Annotated in this window: 19 protein-coding genes and 1 tRNA gene; 9 read left to right on the plus strand and 11 right to left on the minus strand. The window is 67.6% G+C overall.

Features of this window, described 5'->3' with window-relative positions; translation table 11 throughout:
* Positions 1-10: 10 nt before the first annotated feature.
* From A5663_RS12180 to A5663_RS12190, 3 genes are all read left to right on the plus strand, one after another.
* The gene (locus tag A5663_RS12180) at positions 11-973 is read left to right on the plus strand and encodes a homocysteine S-methyltransferase family protein (protein ID WP_231976765.1); all 963 of its coding nucleotides are present in this window, start codon (positions 11-13) and stop codon (positions 971-973) included.
* 10 nt (positions 974-983) lie between these two features.
* Positions 984-1,808: a serine hydrolase gene (locus A5663_RS12185; protein ID WP_068148777.1), complete on the plus strand. Its 825-nt coding sequence runs from the start codon at positions 984-986 to the stop codon at positions 1,806-1,808.
* Positions 1,809-1,915: 107 nt separating this feature from the next.
* On the plus strand, positions 1,916-2,428 hold the full coding sequence (locus A5663_RS12190) for a DUF3145 domain-containing protein (protein ID WP_068148780.1): 513 nt from the start codon (positions 1,916-1,918) through the stop codon (positions 2,426-2,428).
* An 84-nt stretch (positions 2,429-2,512) separates the two neighbouring features.
* Here the strand turns inward: A5663_RS12190 and A5663_RS12195 are convergent, their stop codons facing one another.
* Together A5663_RS12195 and A5663_RS12200 are read right to left on the minus strand one after the other, a co-directional pair.
* A complete protein-coding gene (locus A5663_RS12195; RefSeq protein WP_068148783.1) occupies positions 2,513-3,418 on the minus strand; it encodes a diacylglycerol kinase in 906 nt (301 codons plus the stop codon).
* Entirely contained in the window at positions 3,415-4,995 is a 1,581-nt protein-coding gene (locus tag A5663_RS12200; protein ID WP_068148785.1) for an FAD-binding oxidoreductase, read from the minus strand. Before A5663_RS12200 ends, A5663_RS12195 begins: the two co-directional genes overlap by 4 nt.
* Positions 4,996-5,054: 59 nt before the next feature.
* Between A5663_RS12200 and A5663_RS12205 the strand changes: the two genes are divergently transcribed.
* Positions 5,055-5,633 (plus strand): TetR/AcrR family transcriptional regulator, encoded by a 579-nt coding sequence (locus A5663_RS12205; protein WP_082974089.1) that lies wholly within the window; start codon positions 5,055-5,057, stop codon positions 5,631-5,633.
* Positions 5,630-7,159, plus strand: a complete 1,530-nt coding sequence (locus tag A5663_RS12210; protein ID WP_068148790.1) for a glycerol-3-phosphate dehydrogenase/oxidase — start codon at positions 5,630-5,632, stop codon at positions 7,157-7,159. The genes A5663_RS12205 and A5663_RS12210 overlap by 4 nt, the downstream gene beginning before the upstream one ends.
* Here the strand turns inward: A5663_RS12210 and A5663_RS12215 are convergent.
* From A5663_RS12215 to aceE, 8 genes are all read right to left on the minus strand, one after another.
* Positions 7,154-8,587 carry an acyl-CoA carboxylase subunit beta gene (locus tag A5663_RS12215; RefSeq protein ID WP_068148794.1) on the minus strand — a complete coding sequence of 478 codons (1,434 nt, stop codon included), beginning with the start codon at positions 8,585-8,587 and terminating at the stop codon, positions 7,154-7,156. The genes A5663_RS12210 and A5663_RS12215 overlap by 6 nt on opposite strands.
* Positions 8,588-8,615: 28 nt before the next feature.
* Positions 8,616-9,869, minus strand: coding sequence for a 3-oxoacyl-ACP synthase KasB (gene kasB, locus A5663_RS12220; RefSeq protein WP_068148798.1), 1,254 nt, complete (start codon positions 9,867-9,869; stop codon positions 8,616-8,618).
* Between the two features lie 39 nt (positions 9,870-9,908).
* Positions 9,909-11,159, minus strand: a complete 1,251-nt coding sequence (kasA, locus tag A5663_RS12225) for a 3-oxoacyl-ACP synthase KasA (RefSeq protein WP_068148801.1) — start codon at positions 11,157-11,159, stop codon at positions 9,909-9,911.
* Positions 11,156-11,458, minus strand: a complete 303-nt coding sequence (gene acpM / locus A5663_RS12230; RefSeq protein ID WP_068148804.1) for a meromycolate extension acyl carrier protein AcpM — start codon at positions 11,456-11,458, stop codon at positions 11,156-11,158. Before acpM ends, kasA begins: the two co-directional genes overlap by 4 nt.
* A 77-nt stretch (positions 11,459-11,535) precedes the next feature.
* A complete protein-coding gene (locus tag A5663_RS12235; protein ID WP_082974090.1) occupies positions 11,536-12,456 on the minus strand; it encodes an ACP S-malonyltransferase in 921 nt (306 codons plus the stop codon).
* Positions 12,457-12,596: 140 nt separating this feature from the next.
* A complete protein-coding gene (locus tag A5663_RS12240) occupies positions 12,597-13,871 on the minus strand; it encodes a CdaR family transcriptional regulator (RefSeq protein ID WP_068148810.1) in 1,275 nt (424 codons plus the stop codon).
* Positions 13,872-13,921: 50 nt separating this feature from the next.
* Positions 13,922-14,911 carry an IS481 family transposase gene (locus A5663_RS12245; protein ID WP_068148813.1) on the minus strand — a complete coding sequence of 330 codons (990 nt, stop codon included), beginning with the start codon at positions 14,909-14,911 and terminating at the stop codon, positions 13,922-13,924.
* Between the two features lie 106 nt (positions 14,912-15,017).
* Positions 15,018-17,807, minus strand: a complete 2,790-nt coding sequence (gene aceE / locus A5663_RS12250; RefSeq protein WP_068148816.1) for a pyruvate dehydrogenase (acetyl-transferring), homodimeric type — start codon at positions 17,805-17,807, stop codon at positions 15,018-15,020.
* Positions 17,808-17,955: 148 nt separating this feature from the next.
* Here aceE and A5663_RS12255 point away from each other — a divergent pair, with 148 nt between their 5' ends.
* From A5663_RS12255 to A5663_RS12270, 4 genes are all read left to right on the plus strand, one after another.
* Positions 17,956-18,525: a hypothetical protein gene (locus A5663_RS12255; RefSeq protein WP_197503377.1), complete on the plus strand. Its 570-nt coding sequence runs from the start codon at positions 17,956-17,958 to the stop codon at positions 18,523-18,525.
* Positions 18,526-18,630: 105 nt separating this feature from the next.
* The gene (locus A5663_RS12260; RefSeq protein WP_068148819.1) at positions 18,631-19,059 is read left to right on the plus strand and encodes a DUF3052 domain-containing protein; all 429 of its coding nucleotides are present in this window, start codon (positions 18,631-18,633) and stop codon (positions 19,057-19,059) included.
* Positions 19,056-19,520 carry a peroxiredoxin gene (locus A5663_RS12265; RefSeq protein WP_068148822.1) on the plus strand — a complete coding sequence of 155 codons (465 nt, stop codon included), beginning with the start codon at positions 19,056-19,058 and terminating at the stop codon, positions 19,518-19,520. The genes A5663_RS12260 and A5663_RS12265 overlap by 4 nt, the downstream gene beginning before the upstream one ends.
* A gap of 44 nt (positions 19,521-19,564) precedes the next feature.
* Positions 19,565-19,636: transfer RNA gene (locus tag A5663_RS12270), tRNA-Val, on the plus strand.
* On the opposite strand, the gene A5663_RS12275 is transcribed toward A5663_RS12270, so the two are convergent.
* The gene (locus A5663_RS12275; RefSeq protein ID WP_068148825.1) at positions 19,637-20,032 is read right to left on the minus strand and encodes a VOC family protein; all 396 of its coding nucleotides are present in this window, start codon (positions 20,030-20,032) and stop codon (positions 19,637-19,639) included.
* Positions 20,033-20,040: the final 8 nt, after the last annotated feature.

Consider the following 20,040-nt stretch of genomic DNA (forward strand, 5'->3'; position numbering starts at 1 on the left):
CATGGAAACCGTGACAGCAGCAGCCCGCCGGGAACGCCTGCCGCAGCTTGGCGGCCATGGCCTGTTCGTCACCGACGGGGGTCTGGAGACCGAGCTGGTGTTCCACGACGGGCTCGACCTGCCTGCCTTCGCGGCGTTCCCGCTCGTCGAGCAGCCGGACACCCGCGCGCGGTTGCGTCGCTACTACGACGGTTATCTCGCGATCGCACGCGCGCACCGCGCCGGCTTCGTGGTGGAAACACCGACGTGGCGCGCCAACCCCGACTGGGCAGCACAACTCGGCTATTCGGCGGAACGTCTCGACACGGTCAACCGTGCCGCGGTCGCACTTGCGGAGGACGTCCGCGCATCGGCGGCGGCCGACGGGATCACCACCGTGGTGAGCGGATGCGTCGGCCCGCGCGGCGACGGCTACGACCCCGGCGAGGCGATGAGCGCCGACGACGCCGAGCGGTACCACGCCGTTCAAATCGGAACCTTTGCGCATACCTCGGCCGACCAGGTCACCGCGATCACGATGACGAATGCGGAAGAGGCGATCGGCATTGTGCGGGCAGCGACGGCGGTCGGCATTCCCGCGGCGGTGTCGTTCACCGTCGAAACCGACGGAAGGCTGCCGACCGGGGAACCGCTGCACGAGGCGATCGAGCGGGTGGACACCGAAACCGACGGCGCGGCAGCCTACTTCATGGTGAACTGCGCGCACCCTACTCACTTCTCCGATGCACTCGACCACGAGGGTGCCTGGCGTGACCGCATCGTGGGCCTCCGCGCGAACGCGTCGGCCAAGAGCCACGCCGAGCTCGACGAGGCCACCGAACTCGACGAGGGCGATCCGGAAGATCTCGCGGCCCGCCACGCCGGGCTACGTGACCGGCTACCGGCTGTCAGCGTGCTCGGCGGGTGCTGCGGCACGGATGCGCGACACGTGGCCGCGATCGTCGCGGCTTGGACGGCCGGACCCGGCGGTTAAGCTCGGCGCGATGAGCGCGCTGGATGCGATAGCCGACTGGCCCGTCGACAATGCCGCCGCCGCCGTGGTCGGGCCGTCCGGCGTCTTGGCCGAGCGCGGCGAGATGCGGCATCGGTTCCCGTTGGCGTCGGTGACCAAGCCGCTCGCCGCCCGAGCGGTACAGGTCGGTGTCGAGGAGGGCGCCGTCGAACTCGACACCGAAGCCGGGCCGCCGGGGGCGACCGTGCGTCATCTGCTCGCCCACACCTCCGGTTACTCGATGAACTCGGCGGAGACGATGGCCGAGCCCGGGACGCGCCGCGTGTACTCGAACTACGGGTTCGGGGTGCTCGCTGAGACGCTCGAGAACGCCACGGGCATCGAGTTCGGGCGGTATCTGACCGAAGCGGTGTTCGAACCGTTGGGCATGAACGACTCGGAGCTGGACGGCGGCGCGGCGGCCGCGGGTTACGGTGCGACGTCGGTGGTGGCCGATCTCGCGGCGTTCGCCGGCGATCTGCTCCGGCCGGTCACGGTGTCGGAGCAGCTCCACGGCGAGGCCACCTCGGTGCAGTTTCCCGGTCTGGACGGCGTGCTGCCGGGATTCGGCGTCCAGCGGCCCAACGACTGGGGGCTGGGCTTCGAGATCCGCGGCGACAAGTCGCCGCACTGGACGGGGGCGAAGAACTCCGGCCGGACGTTCGGCCATTTCGGCCAGTCAGGGACGTTTTTGTGGGTTGACCCGCAGGCCGATTTGGCGCTTGTGGTGCTCACCGACCGGGAATTCGGCGAGTGGGCGTACCAGCCGTGGCGGCAACTCTCTGACGAAGTACTGAGAGAATTCGGCGCAGACTAGCGCAACAGGCGTCTCACAGGGCACAATAGACACGCACGACACAGCTGTAATTCGGTTTCGAGAGGCCGCTTGGGGAAGACGTCCCTCGTGGAGCCGAAGGAGCAGCTATGCGTGCGTCGAACCAGTTCGCCGACGCGACGACAGGCGTGGTGTATGTGCACGCCTCACCCGCGGCGGTGTGCCCGCATGTCGAGTGGGCGTTGTCGTCGACCCTGCAAGCAAGGGCGAATCTGAAGTGGACCCCGCAGCCGGCCATGCCGGGACAGCTGCGCGCCGTCACCAACTGGGTAGGTCCGGTGGGCACGGGCGCAGCGTTGGCCAGCGCGCTGCGGTCGTGGTCGGTGCTGCGGTTCGAGGTGACCGAGGACCCGAGCCCCGGCGTCGACGGCCATCGGTGGTGCCACACTCCGCAGCTCGGGTTGTGGAGCGGGTTGATGAGCGCCAACGGTGACGTGATGGTCGGCGAGATGCGGCTGCGCGCGCTGATGGCCTCCGGCGCTGACATGCTCGCCGCTGAGCTGGACTCGGTGCTGGGCACCGCTTGGGACGAGGCCCTCGAGCCGTATCGCGACGGCGGTGCGGGCGCGGAGGTGAGCTGGCTCAGCCGCGGAGTCGGTTAGCCGACGACATCAGCCGCGGCGTCGGTTAGTTCCCCGCTCGAATGTGAATCCCGCGACGCTTTTCGCCGGTTTTCGTCGTACGTTTCACAAACGGCGCGGCGTCAAGATCTTCAAGGCGCCCGGCACCGCGGACACCTCCACCGGGAGCGGGCACATGTATTCGCCGTCGGCGTAGGCGTTGATCCCGGGGGAGTCGACGGTGATGGTCTTCGCCCGGGCGGTGCGCACCTCGTCGAGGTGGACGTGCGTGCCCTTGAACACGGTGGGGAACAGCCGGATCAATTTGGTCCGCGACGCCGACGCCACCATCGTCACGTCGAGCAGGCCGTCGGTGGGGTCGGCGTTCGGGCATATCCGCATCCCTCCGCCGTAGCTACGGGTGTTGCCGAACGCGGCCAGCGTCAACTCCGTTGTCATCTCCTGCCCGTCGAACGACAGCCGAAAGGGCAACAGCCGCAGCTTCGACATCTCGGCCACCATCGCGAGGTTGTACCGCATGCGGCCGTGCGGCCAGCGCATCCGGTTGGTCCGGTCGGTGACCAGCGAGTCGAATCCGGCGGCCATCACCGTGCCGAACCACTTCTGGGTGCCGTCCGAGCACCGGATACGCCCGAGGTCGATGGTCCCGGCGGCACCGTCGACCACCACGTCGGCCGCGGCCTCGGGATCGCGGGTCGGGATGTCGAACTCGCGCGCGTGGTCGTTGCCGGTGCCGGCGGGAATGATGCCGAGCGGAATGTCGGTCTGCGCAAGTACTTGCAGCGCAAGGGAAATAATGCCGTCGCCGCCGGCCACGACGAGCGCATCCATCCCACGCTCGAGCGCGCCCTCGACGAGCTTTCGCGCATGCTCGGCGTCGGTCCCCGCGATCGCGACGACGTCCACTCCGCGCCGATGGAACTGGGCGACGGCGCGTTCTGCCGCGTGCGGTGCGCTGCCGTGCCCCGACGCGGGGTTGGTCAGCATCGTGACGCGGCCCTGAAGCGTCATGGAATCAGCTTGCCCGGGTTGAGGATTCCCGCCGGGTCGAGCGTGTCCTTGACGGCGCGCAGGATCGCGACGCCCAGGTCGCCGATCTCGTCGCGCATCCACGGCCGGTGGTCGGCGCCGACGGCGTGGTGATGGGTGATGGTGGCACCCGTGCGCATCATCGCTTCGGATGCGGCGGCCTTGGCCTTGCGCCACTGTTCGATCGGATTGCCCCGTTGGCCGGCGACGACGGTGAAATACAGCGACGCCCCGGTGGGATACACATGCGAAATGTGGCACAACACCAGTGCGGGTGTGCCCGACTCGGCCAGCGAGTTCGTCAGCGCCTCGGTGACCGCAACCTTCAGCGCCGGCACGTTGGACCAGTTCGTCGCTGTCTCGAGCGTTTCGCACAACGCGCCCGCCGACAACAGCGAATCGCGAAGGTACGGTGCGCCGAACCGGCCGTGCTCCCAGGCTCTCGCGGGCTCCTCGCCGAGCGACGTGCCGCCGGCGGCTTCGAGCACCGCACGGGTTTCCGAATGCCTGCTGGCGACGTGCGCCTCGCTGCCCTCGAAGAGCGTGATGGCCAAACACCCTCCGGTGATCTGCTTTTCGCCGATGCTGTCGGTGGTCGCGAGGTTCACACCGGTCTCGGCCTCATCGGACAGCCGGATCACCGTCGGACCGGTCCCGGTCTGCACGACGGCGCGCAGCGCGTCGGCGCCGGTGGCGAAATCGGGAAACGACCACGCCTCGTAGCGGGTCGCGGTCGGCACCGGGTGAACCCGAAGCCGCACGCGGGTGATCACGCCGAGCACGCCTTCCGAACCGATCAGCAGTTGACGCAGATCCGGTCCGGCCGCCGAGGCCGGTGCGCGGCCGAGATCGATCACGCCGACCGGCGTCACCGCACGCAGACCGCGCACCATGTCGTCGAAGCGGCCGTAGCCGGCGGAGTCCTGGCCGGAAGACCGGGTCGCGGCGAAGCCGCCGATGGTGGCGAACTCGAAACTCTGCGGAAAGTGCCCGAGCGAGAAACCGCGTTCACCCAGCAGCCGTTCGGCATCCGGGCCGGTCACTCCCGCTCCCAGTTCGGCCTCACCGGACACCTCGTCGAGGGCGTGGACCTCGTTCAAGCGGCGCAGATCCAACGAGACCACCGCGTCGAACTCGCCGCGGATGGGGTCCAGGCCGCCGACCACGCTGGTTCCGCCGCCGAACGGGACGACCGCGATGCGCTGCTCGCTGCAGAACCGGAGGATGTCCGCGATCTCGTCCTCAGTACCCGGCAGCAGTACCGCGTCGGGCGCGTCCTGCTGACCGGAATCCTTGCGGCGCAACAGGTCTGGCGTCGATTTCCCTCCCGCGCGCAGCAGTCGGTCCTGATCGCCGGTGCGGCAGTAGTCCGGCCCGACGATGCCTGTCAACGCGTCGCGGTCAGCGTCGGACAGTGCCGACGGTCGCAATCGGACCTCGTCGGCCTGCAGTTCGGGGGCGTCGGAATCCTGCACACCGAGGGCTTGCTCGAGCAGTCCCCGGATCCCGTCGGACAGTGGCTTCGCCTCGGCGGGATCGCCCCACGCGTTCCACTTCATCGGCGGTTGGAGTGTGCTCTGACGGGCATCAGGACGTGGCATGAGTTACAGTATTACACGTGTCGTCAATCCGTAACTCCGGAATGAGCGTCGAGAAGCGAATCCTCGATGCCGCGGCGGAGTGCATCCTCACGTACGGCGTCGAGCGGACGACGATGACGGAAGTCGCGCGGCGTGCGCGCGTCAGCCGGCCGACCGTGTACCGACGCTGGTCCGACATCCGCTGGGTGATCGCCGAATTGCTCACCGCGCGCATCGCCGGCGTGCTCGAGACCATCCCGGATCGCGGCGTCGGCCGCGAGGCGATGGTTGACCGTGTCGTGCTCGTCGCGGAGCACCTGCAGAACGACGAGATCGTCCAGTCGGTCCTGCGCAACGCGCCGAGCCTGGCGATGGTGTACATCGCCGAACGCCTCGGCACCAGCCAGCAGATCCTCATCGACGCGCTCGCCGAGGCCATCGCGGCCGGTCAGGCGGAGGGCAGCGTGCGGGCCGGCGACCCCCACCAGCTGGGCGCCATGTGCCTGCTCATCACGCAGTCCAGCATCCAGTCGGTGCAGATGGTGGAGAAGCTGTTGGACCGAAACGCGCTCAACGTCGAGTTGGCTCGCGCGCTGAACGGATACCTCGCGCCGTGAACGGCGCGACGGCGCTGAATGCAGCTCGCCGCGTCACTGAACTCGCGGCGCTGGCCGACGGCGAGCAGCTCGATATCCTGGTGATCGGCGGCGGCATCACCGGTGCCGGCATCGCGTTGGACGCGGCTACCCGCGGGCTGAGTGTCGCGTTGGTCGAGAAACACGACCTCGCATTCGGAACCAGCCGATGGAGTTCGAAACTGGTTCACGGCGGGCTGCGTTACCTGGCCACCGGGAACGTCGGAATCGCCCGGCGCAGCGCGGTCGAACGGGGAATCCTGATGACCCGCAACGCTCCTCACCTGGTCAAGGCCATGCCGCAGTTGGTTCCGTTGCTCGCGTCGATGAGCCCGGCGTCGCGCGCGCTGGTGCGCGTAGGGTTCGCCGCCGGCGACGGCCTGCGCAAGCTGGCGGGCACGCCGGCCTCCGTGTTGCCGCGATCGCGGCGAATCGACGCCCGCCGTGCCGTCGAGCTCGCGCCGACCGTGCGCCGTGATGGCCTGGACGGCGCGTTCCTCGCCTACGACGGCCAGTTGATCGACGACGCGCGTCTGGTCACCGCTGTCGCCAGGACGGCGGCCCAACACGGCGCGCGCATCCTCACCAGGGTGGCGGCCACGACGGCCACCGGCACATCGGCACGGTTGACCGACCAGTTGACCGGTGAGTCCTTCGACGTCACGGCGCGCGCGGTGATCAACGCCTCCGGGGTGTGGGCCGGGGAGGTGGACCCGTTGCTCAAGCTGCGGCCCAGCCGTGGGACGCATCTGGTATTCGACGCCGCCGCCTTCGGCAATCCGGTTGCGGCGCTGACGATTCCAATTCCGGGGGAGACCAACCGCTTCGTGTTCGCAATGCCAGAGCAGTTGGGCCGGGTCTATCTCGGGTTGACCGACGAGGACGCTCCGGGGCCGATTCCCGATGTGCCGCAACCCGCGCCGGACGAAGTCGCGTTCCTGCTCGACACCGTGAACACGGCACTCGATGTCGCGCTGACCCAGTCGGATGTGATCGGCGCCTACGCCGGTCTGCGGCCGCTCATCGACACCGGCGCCGGTCGGACCGCCGACGTGTCGCGCGACCATGCGGTGGTCGAAGGGCCGTCGGGCGTCATCAGCGTGATCGGCGGCAAGCTGACCGAGTACCGGTTCATGGCCGAGGATGTACTCGACCGGGCCGTCGAGTTGCGCGGCCTGACCGCCGGCGAGTGCCGGACCCGGAACTTGCCGCTGGTGGGCGCGCCGTCCAATCCGGTTGCCACACTTCGCCATCCGACGGAGATGCCGAGCTCACTGGTGGACCGGTTCGGCGCCGAGGCGCCCAATGTCATCGCCGCGGCGAGTTGCGACCGGCCGACCGACAACGTGGCCGACGGGATCGACGTCATCCGTGCGGAGTTCGAGTACGCGGTGACGCACGAAGGCGCGCTCACCGTCGACGACATCGTCGACCGTCGCACCCGTATCGGTCTGGTCGAGGCCGACCGCGACCGCGTCTTGAGCGCCGCGCAGGAAGCGCTCTTATAGCGGGATGTTCTTGTGGCGACCGCGACGGGCCGGCGCTTCGGCCAGCGCCTGGGACAGCTTGCTGCGGGTGTGCGACGGGTCGATCTTCTCGTCGACCACGCCGATCTCGATCGCCGAATCCACTCCGCCGGCGATCTTCTCGTGCTCGGCGGCCAACTCCTCGTGCAACGCCTCACGCTCGTGATCCGGCGCGGCGGCCAGCTTCTTCTTGTGCAGGATTCCGACTGCGGCCTTGGCGCCCATCACGGCGACCTCGGCGTCGGGCCACGCGTAGACCTTCGTCGCACCCAGCGAGCGTGAGTTCATCGCGATGTAGGCGCCGCCGTAGATCTTTCGCGTCACCAAGGTGACCCGTGGGACCGAGCATTCGCCGAACGCGTGCAGCAGCTTGGCGCCGCGCCGCACCACGCCACCCCACTCCTGATCCACGCCGGGCAGGTATCCGGGAACGTCGACGACGTTGACGATCGGAATGCCGAACGCGTCGCACAGGCGCACGAATCGTGCTGCCTTCTCGGCACTCTCGGAGTTCAGGCAGCCGCCGAGGCGCAGCGGGTTGTTGGCGATGACACCAACGGTGCGGCCGGACAACCGGCCGAGACCGATCACGATCGACGGCGCCCACTTGCCCTGGAACTCCTCGAACGCGGGCTCGCCGTTCTCGCCCGAGTCGAGCAGCGCCTCGACCAGCGGGTGCACGTCGTATGCGCGCCGCGCCGACTCCGGCAGCAGCGCATGCAGGTCGGTGTCGCCGGCCTCGGCCTTGGCCCGGTCGAAATGTCCCTGCTGGCAGAACAATCCGACGAGCCGGCGGCCGCGCTCGTAAGCGTCGAGTTCGTCGGTGGCGACGATGTGGCACACGCCGGACTTCTTGTGGTGGGTGTCCGGGCCGCCCAGCGACGCCATGTCGACGTCCTCACCGGTCACGCTGCGCACCACGTCGGGACCGGTGACGAAGACCCGGCTCTCCGGCGCCATCACGATCACGTCGGTCAATGCGGGCCCGTAGGCCGCGCCGCCCGCCGCGAAACCGACGACGACCGAGATCTGCGGGATGTAGCCGGACGCCCGGATCATCGCCTCGAACACCAGGCCGACCGCGTGCAGCGCCTTGACGCCCTCGGCGAGCCGGGCGCCACCCGAGTGCCAGATGCCCACGATCGGGCTCTGCTCCTCGATGGCCTGGTCGTAGGCGTTGACGATGTGCGCGCAGCCCTCGACGCCCATGGCCCCACCCATAACGGTGCCGTCCGTGCAGAACGCGATGGTGCGCACACCGTTGACGGTCCCCGCCGCCGCGAGCACGCCCGAGCGGTCACGCTCGTGCAGCAGCTCGACGGTGTCGTCGTCGAAGAAGGTGCTCAGACGAAGCAGCGGATCGCGAGGGTCCAGCGATTCGCCGACTGTCTCGGGGACCATGGTCGTCATCTGCAAACCTTCCTGTAGGCCGGAAACGTCAGTACTTGCCGAAGGCGAGCGCGACGTTGTGCCCACCGAATCCGAACGAGTTGTTGATCGCGTATTGGTAATTGCCGGACCGCGGCTCCCCGGCGACCACGTCCAGATCGATCTCCGGATCGAGGTTGCGCAGGTTCAGCGTCGGCGGAATGATCCCGTCGCGCAACGCCATCACGGTCAGGATGGATTCCACCGCGCCGACCGCCCCGACCGAGTGGCCGAGCGCCGCCTTGGGTGCGTAGACCGCCGGATAGTGACCGCCCATCGCGTTGTTGATCGCCTTGCCCTCGGCCACGTCGCCGACGCTGGTGCCGGTGGCATGCGCGTTGACGTGGTCGATGTCGGTGGGCTGCAGCCCGGCGAGCTGAATGGCCCGTGTCATCGCGTGACCGGCCTGCTCGCCGTTCGGATCGGGCGCCACGATGTGGTAGCCGTCCGAGGTGATGCTGGCGCCCATGATCCGGGCGAGGATGTTCGCGCCACGGGCTTTGGCGTGTTCTTCGGTCTCGATGACCATCAGCGCGCCCGCCTCGCCGAACACGAACCCGTTGCGGTCCTTGTCGAATGGGCGGCACGCACCGGCGGGATCATCGTTGGTGGTGGACAATACGATTCGCATCTGGGCGAACGCCGCGATAGGAACCGCCTCGATCTTCTGCTCGACACCACCGCAGATCGCGACGTCGGCCTCGCCGAGGACGATGTTGCGCCACGCGTGGGCGATGCCCTCGGAACCCGAAGCACAGGCCGAGACCGGGGTGATGACACCGGCGCGGGCCTTGCGCTCCAGGCCCACGGCTGCCGCCGCACCGTTGGGCATGTACTTCTGCACGGAGAGCGGCGAGACCGCCTTCATGCCGCGGGAGCGCATGTCGTCGTACCCGAAGACCAGTTCCTCCGTGGAACCGAGTCCCGTGCCGATCGACACCATCATCCGCTTGGGATCGACCTGGGGCGACCCGGCGCTCTCCCACACCCGCCGGCCCAACACCGTTGACATCTGCTGCAGATACGACAGCCGACGCAACTCCACTCGATTCAGCTGACTCTCGAATTCCTCGAGGAGATGCCCGCCGATGCGAACCGGCAGGTCATACTCCTCGACGAACGGATCATCGAGCCTACGGATGCCGCTCTGGCCGTCCAGCAGCTTCTTGAAGGTTTCATCCGCGCTGGTTGCCAGGGCGGTCGTCATGGCAACACCCGTGACGACGACGTCGGGGAAACCGTTCCCCGTGGAAAGTGGGGTCAACCCTGCAGCCCTCCCATACTGCCCGAAAGTTCCTTTCGCTCAGTAGCGCCCAAAGGTCAGGGCGACATTGTGTCCACCGAAACCGAACGAGTTGTTGATGGCGTACTGGAAATCGCCGTAACGAGGCTCGCCCGCAACCACATCGAGATCGATCTCAGGATCGGGAGTCTCGTAGTTCAACGTCGGCGGGATCACGCCGTCACGCAGCGCGAGCACCGTCAACGCCGACTCCAGCGCGCCGACCGCTCCGATGGAGTGGCCGAGTGCCGACTTCGGCGCGTACACCGCAGCGTGCTCGACCCCGGCCGAGCGGATCGCATTGGCCTCGGCGACATCGCCGATCGAGGTGGCGGTGGCGTGGGCGTTGACGTGCTGGATGTCCTTGGGCTCCAAGCCCGCGGTCTCCATCGCACGCTTCATCGCCTGGCCCGCGCGCAGGCCGTCGGACGCAGGCGCCACCATGTGGAAGGCATCGGAGGTGATGCCCGCTCCCATGAGGCGAGCCAGCGGCTTGGCGCCGCGGGCCTTGGCGTGCTCCTCGGTCTCGATGACCATGAGCGCGCCGGCCTCGCCGAAGACGAACCCGTCGCGGTTCTTGTCGAACGGCCGTGACGCGCCCGCGGGATCCTCGTTGTTGGTCGACATCGCGCGCATCATCGAGAACGCCGCGATCGGCAGCGCCTCGATTCCGCCCTCGACACCGCCGACGACGGCGATGTCCGCGTCGCCCATCACGATCTGGCGCCAGCCGTGGGCGATGGCCTCCGAACCCGATGAGCACGCCGAGACCGGAGTGATGACTCCGGCCCTGGCGCCCAACTGCAGACCGATCACCGCGGCCGCACCGTTCGGCATGATCATCTGCACGGCGAGTGGCGACACCTTGCGGGGGCCGCCCTCGTTCATCGCGTCGTAGGTCTCGACGATCTTCTCGCCGCCACCCAGACCGGTGCCGACGACCACGGCGAAGCGATCCGGATCGACCTCGGGGGTGCCCGCGGTCTCCCAGAGCTGGCCACTGAGGTACTTGGCCATGCGCTGGACATACGACATCCGTCGCATGTCCAGTCGCGTCATGTGGTCGTCGATCCCGTCGACGAGGTGCCCACCGATGCGGACCGGAAGGTCCCACTTGGTGACGAACTCGTCCTCGAGGACGCGGATGCCGCTCTCGCCGGCCAGCAGCCCCTTCCACGTGCTCTCGATGTCCGCCGCGATCGACGTGGTCGCCGTGACGGCGGTCACGACGACGTTCGGGAAACCGCCGTTAGCAGTGGAAGGTCTGCTCATGCCCGATCGGCTTCGATCTGCGCGCGGATGGCCGCGGCCGCTTCGGGGTTCTCTTCCTCGAGCTTCTGGATGTAGGCGACGACGTCACCGACGGTGCGCAGACCGGCGAGGTCCTCGTCGGGGATCTTCACGCCGTACTTGTCCTCGGTCTGCACGGCGATCTCGACCATCGACAGCGAGTCGATGTCCAGGTCGTCGACGAACGACTTCTCCGGGGTCACCTCGGAAGGCTCGATACCGGTGACCTCTTCGATGATCTCGGCGAGACCGGCGATGATTTCATCCTGACTGGCGGCCACAGTGGCTCCTTCTAATTGGGTTGTTACTTGATGGGAATGACGATCGATATGCGGTTGTGGTCTGGTTGGGCGCGCGGCTAGAGCTCAGCCAGCCCGTCCAGGTCAGCGGGGGACTTGACGGCGTGCGTCGGCACCCCCCGAAGTTCTCTTTTCGCGATGCCCGCGAGCGTTCCGGCCGGCGGGAACTCGACGATCGCGCTCACGTCGAGCTCGCGCATCGTGGCGGTGCACAGATCCCAGCGCACCGGCCGGGTCATCTGTGCGACCAGCTTGGCCATGGCATCGGCGGCCGAAGTCACCGGCCGGCCGTCGGCGTTCGACAGTAGCGTCGTGTTGGGCTCGTGCGCCGTTACACCTTGGGCCGCGGCGGCGTATCCGTCGGTGGCCGAAGACATGTAGTGGGTGTGGAACGCGCCGGCGGTGGCCAGCTTGCGCACCCTCGCCTTCTCCGGCGGGTCCTCGACCAGCTTGTCCAGCGCGGCGACGGCGCCGGCGGCGACGATCTGTCCGGCAGCGTTGCGGTTGGCGGGCACCAGGTCGAGCGCCTCGAGGCGGGCGAGCACATCGGCTTCCTCACCGCCCAGCACCGCGGCCATGCCCGTGGGCTCGACCGCGCACGCCTTGGCCATCTCCGCTCCGCGGGTGGCGGCCAGCTTGACCGCGTCGTCTGGGGAGATCACGCCGGCGATCGCGTAGGCGGCGATCTCGCCGACGGAGTGACCCGCCACCACGGACGGCTTGTCGGCGATCAGCCCGCGCCGCGTCAGCTCCTCGTGAGCCAGCAGGGTCGCGGCCACGACCAGCGGCTGAGTGACCGCGGTGTCGGTGATCTCTTCAGCGGTCGCGGTGGTGCCCAGCGCAGCGAGGTCCAGCCCACTGATCTCGGACCAGCCCGCCAGCCGCTCGGCGGCGCCGGGCAGCTCCAGCCATGCGGCAAGCATGCCGGGGGTCTGGGAGCCCTGTCCGGGCGCGAGGAGAGCAAGCGTGGCGGTAGGCACGAATTAAGAAAACACTGTGAAGACGGATTTGCGTGGTGTAAGAGATTATGAACCTCGTCTTATGTTTTTGTAGAGACCCCACAAAACCGCCTGTGATGCGACTCTACCGATATCCAGCCGCGATCTAGTCCCAGCTCGTGCTATGGAGCGGACGTTCCCGGCCGGCCCGCCGCGAGCCCCGAAGTGATCATGTTTGCTGTACTGGGCGGCTGCTGCTGACGGCTGAGCCGACCGACGGTGGTGGCCACCCGCAACACATACCCGTCGCGCGGAACCGTGGGATCGCGGCCGGTGAAGTCGGCGATCCGCCGCAGCCGATAACGGACGGTATTTGGATGAACGAACAATGTGCGTGCGCAGGCCTCGATCGCGCCGCCGGAGTCCAGATAGGCGTCGAGCGTCTCGGTGAGCGCCGGTCCGGCGTCGGCCAGGGGGCGCATCACCTCGGTTTCCAATGCGGCGATCGCGGTCGCGTCGCCCAGCAGCGCGCGTTCGGGCAGCAGTTCGCGGGCGGCCACCGGCCGCGGCGCCCCGGTCCATCCGGCGACGGCATTCATGCCCGCGATGGCTTCGCTCGCGCTGCGATAGGCGCTCGCCAGCGTCGTCGCGGTGGGTCCGATCACCACCGGCCCGTCGGCGAAGACCGTCAGTATCTCGGACAGGAACTTGTCGGTCGGGGAGAGCGCCCCCGAGACGATCGCGACCAGCCACGTGCCGTGCACGTCCGACAGCGCCGCGCGCCCGTTGCGCTTGACGACGTCGTGGACGTCCTCGCTGGCCAGGTCGACCCGCTCGGGCTGCGGCAGTCCGACGATCACGGTGGCAGGCGCGGTGGCATCCCAGTTCAGCGCGGCGGCCTGGGACTGCAACTCCGGACCGGTGTCGCCGCGCACCACGGCGTCGACGACGTTTGCTTCCATCCGGGTATCCCATGCGCCGCGTGCCTCGGCCTGGTCGGCGTAGGCGCTGGCCGCGGCGAACGCGAGGTCGCGGCTGTATCGCAGGATGCCTGCGGTCAGCGCGGTCAGCTGTTCCTCGTTGCGGGCCAGCAGCGGCACGACCTCTTCGAAGAACTCCATGGTGACGCGCACCATCTCCACCGACTGGCGCAGTGCGATGCGCCGCCGCAGATCCTGTGGCACGACTTCGAAGGCCTGTGCGGTGTAGCTGACGTTGCTCTGCGGGTCCCGCATCCACTCGACGAAGTTGACCACGGCCGTCTGCACCACCAATTGCACGCTGGAGCGTTGCGACGCCTCGAGCTCGCCGAAGAACGGCAGCCGCTCCTCCATCGCCCGCACCGCTTCGGTGGCCAGGCGGCCCGAGTACTGCTGCAGACGACGCAGTACCGAGTCGGGCACGGTTTCGAGCACCTCGACCGTCGACCTCGGCGGCACAAACCGGTTGTCAGGCACCTATAAAGGCTACGCCAACACTATGGCGGAAACCTCCAATGAGGCGCGGCCTAAGTGTTCTGACCTGAGAGGTTAGGTACTCGGCTGGCCGGTGGTTGACCTTTGAGTGCCGTGTGGCCGCGGTGGTAATTGTAGGTGTGCAGCCATTGCGGGAATTCGTCGCAGCGTTCGGCGTCGCTGCAGTAGAGCCGGGCGTAAGCCCACTCCTCGGTGAGGGTGCGGTGGAATCTTTCTACCTTGCCGTTGGTCTGCGGTCGATAGGGCCGCGTGCGGCGGTGCTTGATGTCACCCAGGGCGTCGCGAAACTTGTGTGAGCGATAGCAGGAACCGTTGTCGGTCAACACAGTTCGTACCTTGATGCCGGATTCCTGGAACCAGCTGTTTGCCCGCTTCCAGAAATCGGAGGCGGTTTCTTTGCATTCGTCAGCCAGGATTTCGGAGTACACCAGCCGGGAATGAGCATCAACGGCTGAGTGCAGGAAGTGGTAACCCCGACCGGCCGCGCCGTCCTTCTGAGTGACGCCGCTGCTTCGGTCCGCTCGAGCATTCTTGCGGCCTGCAGTCTTGCCTCGCTTGCGCCAACCACCGCCGGCGGGGATCTTGCCGAGTTTCTTGACATCGACGTGCACGAGATCTCCAGGTGCGTCGGACTCCATGCGGCGGATGACCCGCCCCGTCGGGCGGTCCAACCACCGCAGTCTGGCCAGCCTGTACCGGGTCAAGACTCGGTGCACCGTGGACACATTCAGACCCAGCAGATAAGCAATGCGGGCCGGTCCCCAGCGGCGTACGACGCGGACCTTGATGATTCGGCGTTCGGTGCGCGACGGGGTCTGATTGGGGCTGCGATGGGGCCGTGAACTGCGATCGGCCATACCGGCCGGCCCTTCCTCGCGGTAACGCCGGGCCCAGCGCTGGGCGGTGGTGACAGCGACCTGAAACCGTTCGGCGGCTCGGCGCAGCGACCACCCATCCTCCACGATGCAACGGGCCAGACGCAGACGACCAGTTTCGGACAACGGCGCATTACGGTGGGACATCAAGACCTCCGAGATCGGTGAGCGTTCCTAGACAGCTCGCACTCCACTCGGAGGTCTTCTTTTTGTCACCTCACCACGCCGTCACCAACGTCCGTGGTCAGTACACCTAAGCCACTCCGGGATCGCTCGTCTGCTCGGGCGCGGCCAACACGTCGTCGATCTCGTACTTCTTGGCCGCCTCGACGGCGACCGACTGATCGATGTTGCCGTCGCGGGCCAGTCCTTCCAGCACCGCCACCGCGATCGACTCGCCGTCGGTGTTGTAGTAGCGCCGCGCGGCGGGCCGGGTGTCGGAGAAGCCGAAGCCGTCGGTGCCCAGGGTGATGTAGGTGCCCGGCACCCATGCCCGGATCTGCTCGGGCACGGCGCGCATCCAGTCCGACACCGCGATCACCGGGCCGGCGGCGTCGGCGAGCGCCTTCGTTATGTAAGGCGTGCCCGCAGGGCGGTCCGGGTGGCGCAACCGCTGCTTCTCGATCTCCACACCGTCGCGGTTGAGTTCGCCCCAACTGGTCACCGACCACACGTCGGCGGCGACATCCCAGTCCTCGGCCAGCAGTTCGGCCGCTTTCAGCGCCGAGGGCATCGCCACCCCCGAGACCAGGATCTGCGCCGGGTTCGAGCGCTTCTCCGGTGCTGGGCGGTAGCGGTAGATGCCGCGCAGCAGGCCCTCGACGTCGAGGTCCTCGGGTTCGGGGGGCTGCACGTACGGCTCGTTGTAGATCGTCATGTAGAAGTAGACGTTCTCCGGGTTCTCGCCGTACATGCGGTGCAGGCCGCTTTCGATGATGTGGGCGATCTCGTAGGCGAAGGCCGGATCGTAGGCGACGACGGCGGGGTTGCTCGCGGCCAGCAGCAGCGAATGCCCGTCGGCGTGCTGTAGGCCTTCGCCGACCAGGGTGGTGCGGCCGGCGGTGGCACCGAGGAGGAATCCACGCGTCATCTGGTCGGCGGCCGCCCAGAGGTTGTCGCCGGTGCGCTGGAACCCGAACATCGAATAGAAGATGTAGATCGGGATCATCGGTTCGTTGTGCGTGGCGTATGCGGTGCCCGCGGCGATGAAGCTGGCTGACGACCCCGCCTCGTTGATGCCCTCGTGCAGGATCTGGCCGACTTCACTTTCCTTGTACGCCAGCATCAGCTCGGCGTCGACCGACGTGTAGAGCTGACCGTTGCGGTTGTAGATCTTGAGGTTCGGGAACCACGAGTCCATGCCGAACGTGCGGGCCTCGTCAGGGATGATCGGCACGATTCGCCAACCGATCTCCTTGTCGCGCAACAGTTCCTTGAATGTGCGGACCGTGGCCATGGTGGTGGCCACCTCCTGCTTGCCCGACCCTTTCTTCAGCGCCTTGTAGGTGTCGCGGCCGGGCAGCGTGAGCGCCTTGGACTTGGTGCGCCGTTCGGGCAGGAACCCGCCGAGCGCGCGCCTGCGGTCGAGCATGTAGCGGATCTCGGCCGACTCCGGACCGGGGTGGTAGTAGGGCGGCAGGTACGGGTTCTCTTCGAGCTGCGCATCGCTGATCGGGATGCGCTGCGCGTCGCGGAAGTACTTGAGGTCTTCCAGCGCAAGCTTTTTCATCTGGTGGGTCGCGTTGCGGCCCTGGAAGTGCGCGCCCAGCGAATAACCCTTGATGGTCTTGGCCAGTATCACCGTCGGCTGACCCTTGTGCTCGACGGCCGCGCGGTAGGCGGCGTAGACCTTGCGGTAGTCGTGTCCGCCGCGTTTCAGACTCCAGATCTCGGTGTCGGACATCTTGTCGACGAGCGCCTTGGTGCGCGGATCGCGGCCGAAGAAGTGATCCCGCACGTAGGCGCCGTCGTTGGCCTTGTACGTCTGGTAGTCGCCGTCGGGCGTCGTGTTCATCAGGTTGACCAGCGCCCCGTCGCGGTCAGCGTGCAGCAGCGCGTCCCATTCGCGGCCCCACACCACCTTGATGACGTTCCAGCCCGCGCCGCGGAAGAACGACTCGAGTTCCTGGATGATCTTGCCGTTGCCGCGCACCGGGCCGTCGAGACGCTGCAGGTTGCAGTTGACCACGAACGTCAGGTTGTCGAGGCCCTCCAGCGCTGCCACGTGGGCCAGGCCGCGACTCTCGGGCTCGTCCATCTCGCCGTCGCCCAGGAATGCCCACACGTGCTGGTCGGAGGTGTCCTTGATGTCGCGGTCGTGCAGATAGTGGTTGAAGCGGGCCTGGTAGATGGCGTTCATCGGGCCGAGCCCCATCGAGACGGTGGGGAACTCCCAGAAGTCGGGCATCAACCGCGGGTGCGGGTACGACGGCAGTCCGCCGCCGGGATGGCTGTGTTCCTGCCGGAACCCGTCGAGTTGATCGGCGGTGAGCCGTCCCTCCAGGTACGCGCGGGCGTAGATGCCCGGCGACGCGTGGCCCTGAATGAAGACCTGGTCACCGCCGCCGGGGTGCGACTTGCCGCGGAAGAAGTGGTTGAAGCCGACCTCGTACAGCGCCGCCGACGACGCATAGGTCGAAATATGGCCGCCCACACCGACTCCCGGCCGCTGGGAGCGGTGCACCATGATCGCCGCGTTCCACCGGATCCAGGTGCGGTAGCGACGCTCGACGTCCTCGTCGCCGGGGAACCACGGTTCCAGCTCGGTCGGAATCGTGTTCACATAGTCGGTGGACGTCAGCGCAGGGATGGCCACCCGCTTCTCCCGTGACCGCTCCAGCAGCCGCAGCATCAGATACCGTGCGCGCGCCGAGCCGGACCGTTCGAGCATCGCGTCGAACGATTCCAGCCATTCGCCGGTCTCGTCGGGGTCGATGTCGGGCAGATACGAGGCGACGCCTTCCCGGATCACCCGTACCCGGTCGTGTTCGGCTGCGGTGGTGGAGTTTTGGGCCAGATCCTGGCGCACGAACTCGGTGGTCAACTTCCGCTCCTCGGTAGGCCGTTCAGGTGCTCGCGTGGGCGACGGATCTCATCCTTCTCCCATCCTGCCCGACATGCACCGGTGGGGTTGGTGACTGGAATGAACCGGCGGCCGCGGGAGCCAAGCGGTAACGTCTGCTGCCGTGGTGATGGGTGCGCTGGTGACAAAACCGCTGCGGATCGGGGCACTGCTCGCCGGCATCTCGGCCACCGCCGCCATGGTCGCCGTCGGCTGCAGCAGCGTCACCGAGGGCACCGCGCATGTCGACAAGGCCGAGGCGCCGGTGTATCGGGCGTCGGTGTCGGCCTCGCTGGAGGAGTCGGCCGCCAGTTCCAGTGCCAGGGAGTCCGAACGTCAGTCGTCGGTCAGGAAAGAGGCGATTCATACGTCGTGCGAGACGCTGAGTTCGAGCAGCGTAGAGGCGATCACGGCGGTCAACGACTATGTCGACGCCGTCAACAAGAACGCCGCCGATGCGCCTGGCAAATCGGGCCCGGCGGTCGACGGTCTGAACCACAGCGCCGACATGGTCGCGCGCAGCATCTCCGATCAGCTGGCTCCCGAGCTCAAAGATGCGCTCAACGGGTGGGTCGACGCGGCCAGGGGCGTGGCGAACGCGATCGCAGGTCGCTACGGGCCCGACGAGTTCAACGCGGCGATCACCCGGCTGAACGACACCAAGACGACCGCGCTCAACCTCTGCGACGCCTCATATTGAGCGATATCGGCCAACCTTGCCGCCAGTCCACGTGCGGCGCACCCCGGCGTGCGACGATAGGGCCCGAGCGCAACTGCGCCTGAGCCGGCTGAAGGAGGACCGACGGTGGTCGCGGCGGACGACGCCCCGAACTACGCCCGCAGACTGGGCATCCAAAAAGATCAGGTTGTACAGGAACTGGGCTGGGACGACGACGTCGACGACGACATCCGAGCCGATGTCGAGGAGGCGTGCGGGGGCGAGCTGCTCGACGAGGATGCCGACGAGGTCATCGACGTGGTGCTGCTGTGGTGGCGCGACGACGACGGTGACCTGGTCGATGCGCTGATGGACGCCATCACGCCGCTGGCCGACGACGGGGTGATCTGGGTGGTGACGCCGAAGACGGGCCAGCCCGGCCACGTCCAACCGGCCGAGATCGCCGAGTCGGCACCCACGGCGGGGCTGATGCAGACCTCCTCGGCCAACCTCGGCGACTGGATCGCCAGCCGGCTGGTGCAGCCGAAGTCGAAAGCGGCCGGAGGTCGGCGATGATCGAGGTCGGCACCGAGGCGCCCGACTTCACGCTCAAGGACCAGAACGGCCAGCCCGTCACGCTGAGCGACTACCGGGATGCGAAGAACGTCGTCCTGGTGTTCTTCCCGCTGGCCTTCACCGGCATCTGCCAGGGCGAGCTCGATGAGATCCGCGACCGGTTGCCGGAGTACGAGAACGACGACACCGTCACGCTCGCGATCTCGGTGGGGCCGCCGCCCACTCACAAGGTGTGGGCCACCCAGAGCGGCTTCACGTTCCCCGTGCTGTCCGATTTCTGGCCGCACGGCGCGGTCGCGCAGGCCTACGGAGTGTTCAACGAGGACGCCGGCATCGCCAACCGCGGCACCTTCGTCGTCGACCGCGCGGGCATCGTCCGCTTCGCCGAGATGAAGCAGCCCGGCGAGGCGCGCGATCAGGCGCTGTGGACCGACGCGCTGGCGGCCCTGAAGTCCGGTTGACGGATTTCCGGTCGCAGGTCATGGCCGTGTAGCTTGCCCTGCAAGGGCGCGTAGCTCAGTGGTAGAGCTCTGGTTTTACACACCAGCGGTCGGCGGTTCGATACCGTCCGCGCCCACTATCCCGGCGGTGCGAAGAACTCCAGTGCGATCCCGTCCGGGTCGCGGAAGCTGAGCCCCGAGCCATACGGCGCATCCACGATGCCTCCGTGCTCGATTCCCAGGCTGTCGAGGCGGTCGCGCCAACTCTCGAGGTCCGCGCGGCTCGGGCACCCGAAGCCGACGTGGTCGAGCCCGCAGCGAAATTCGGTGAACTGGTCCTCGGGCACCGGCCGGTCGTGTTCGTGGATGCCGAACAGGGTGCCGTTGTCGAACTGCCAGACGACGTGCCGGAACCCCGTTTCGGTGTGTTCGTCGAGGACCGGCTCGGCCCCGATCAACTGCTGGTACCACGGCGCGCTGACCTCCAGATCGCGGACGGTCAGCGCGACGTGGTTGAGGGCGGGAAATGGCATCGTGGCTC

Source organism: Mycobacterium sp. E740 (genome assembly GCF_001672895.1).
Taxonomy (GTDB): domain Bacteria; phylum Actinomycetota; class Actinomycetes; order Mycobacteriales; family Mycobacteriaceae; genus Mycobacterium.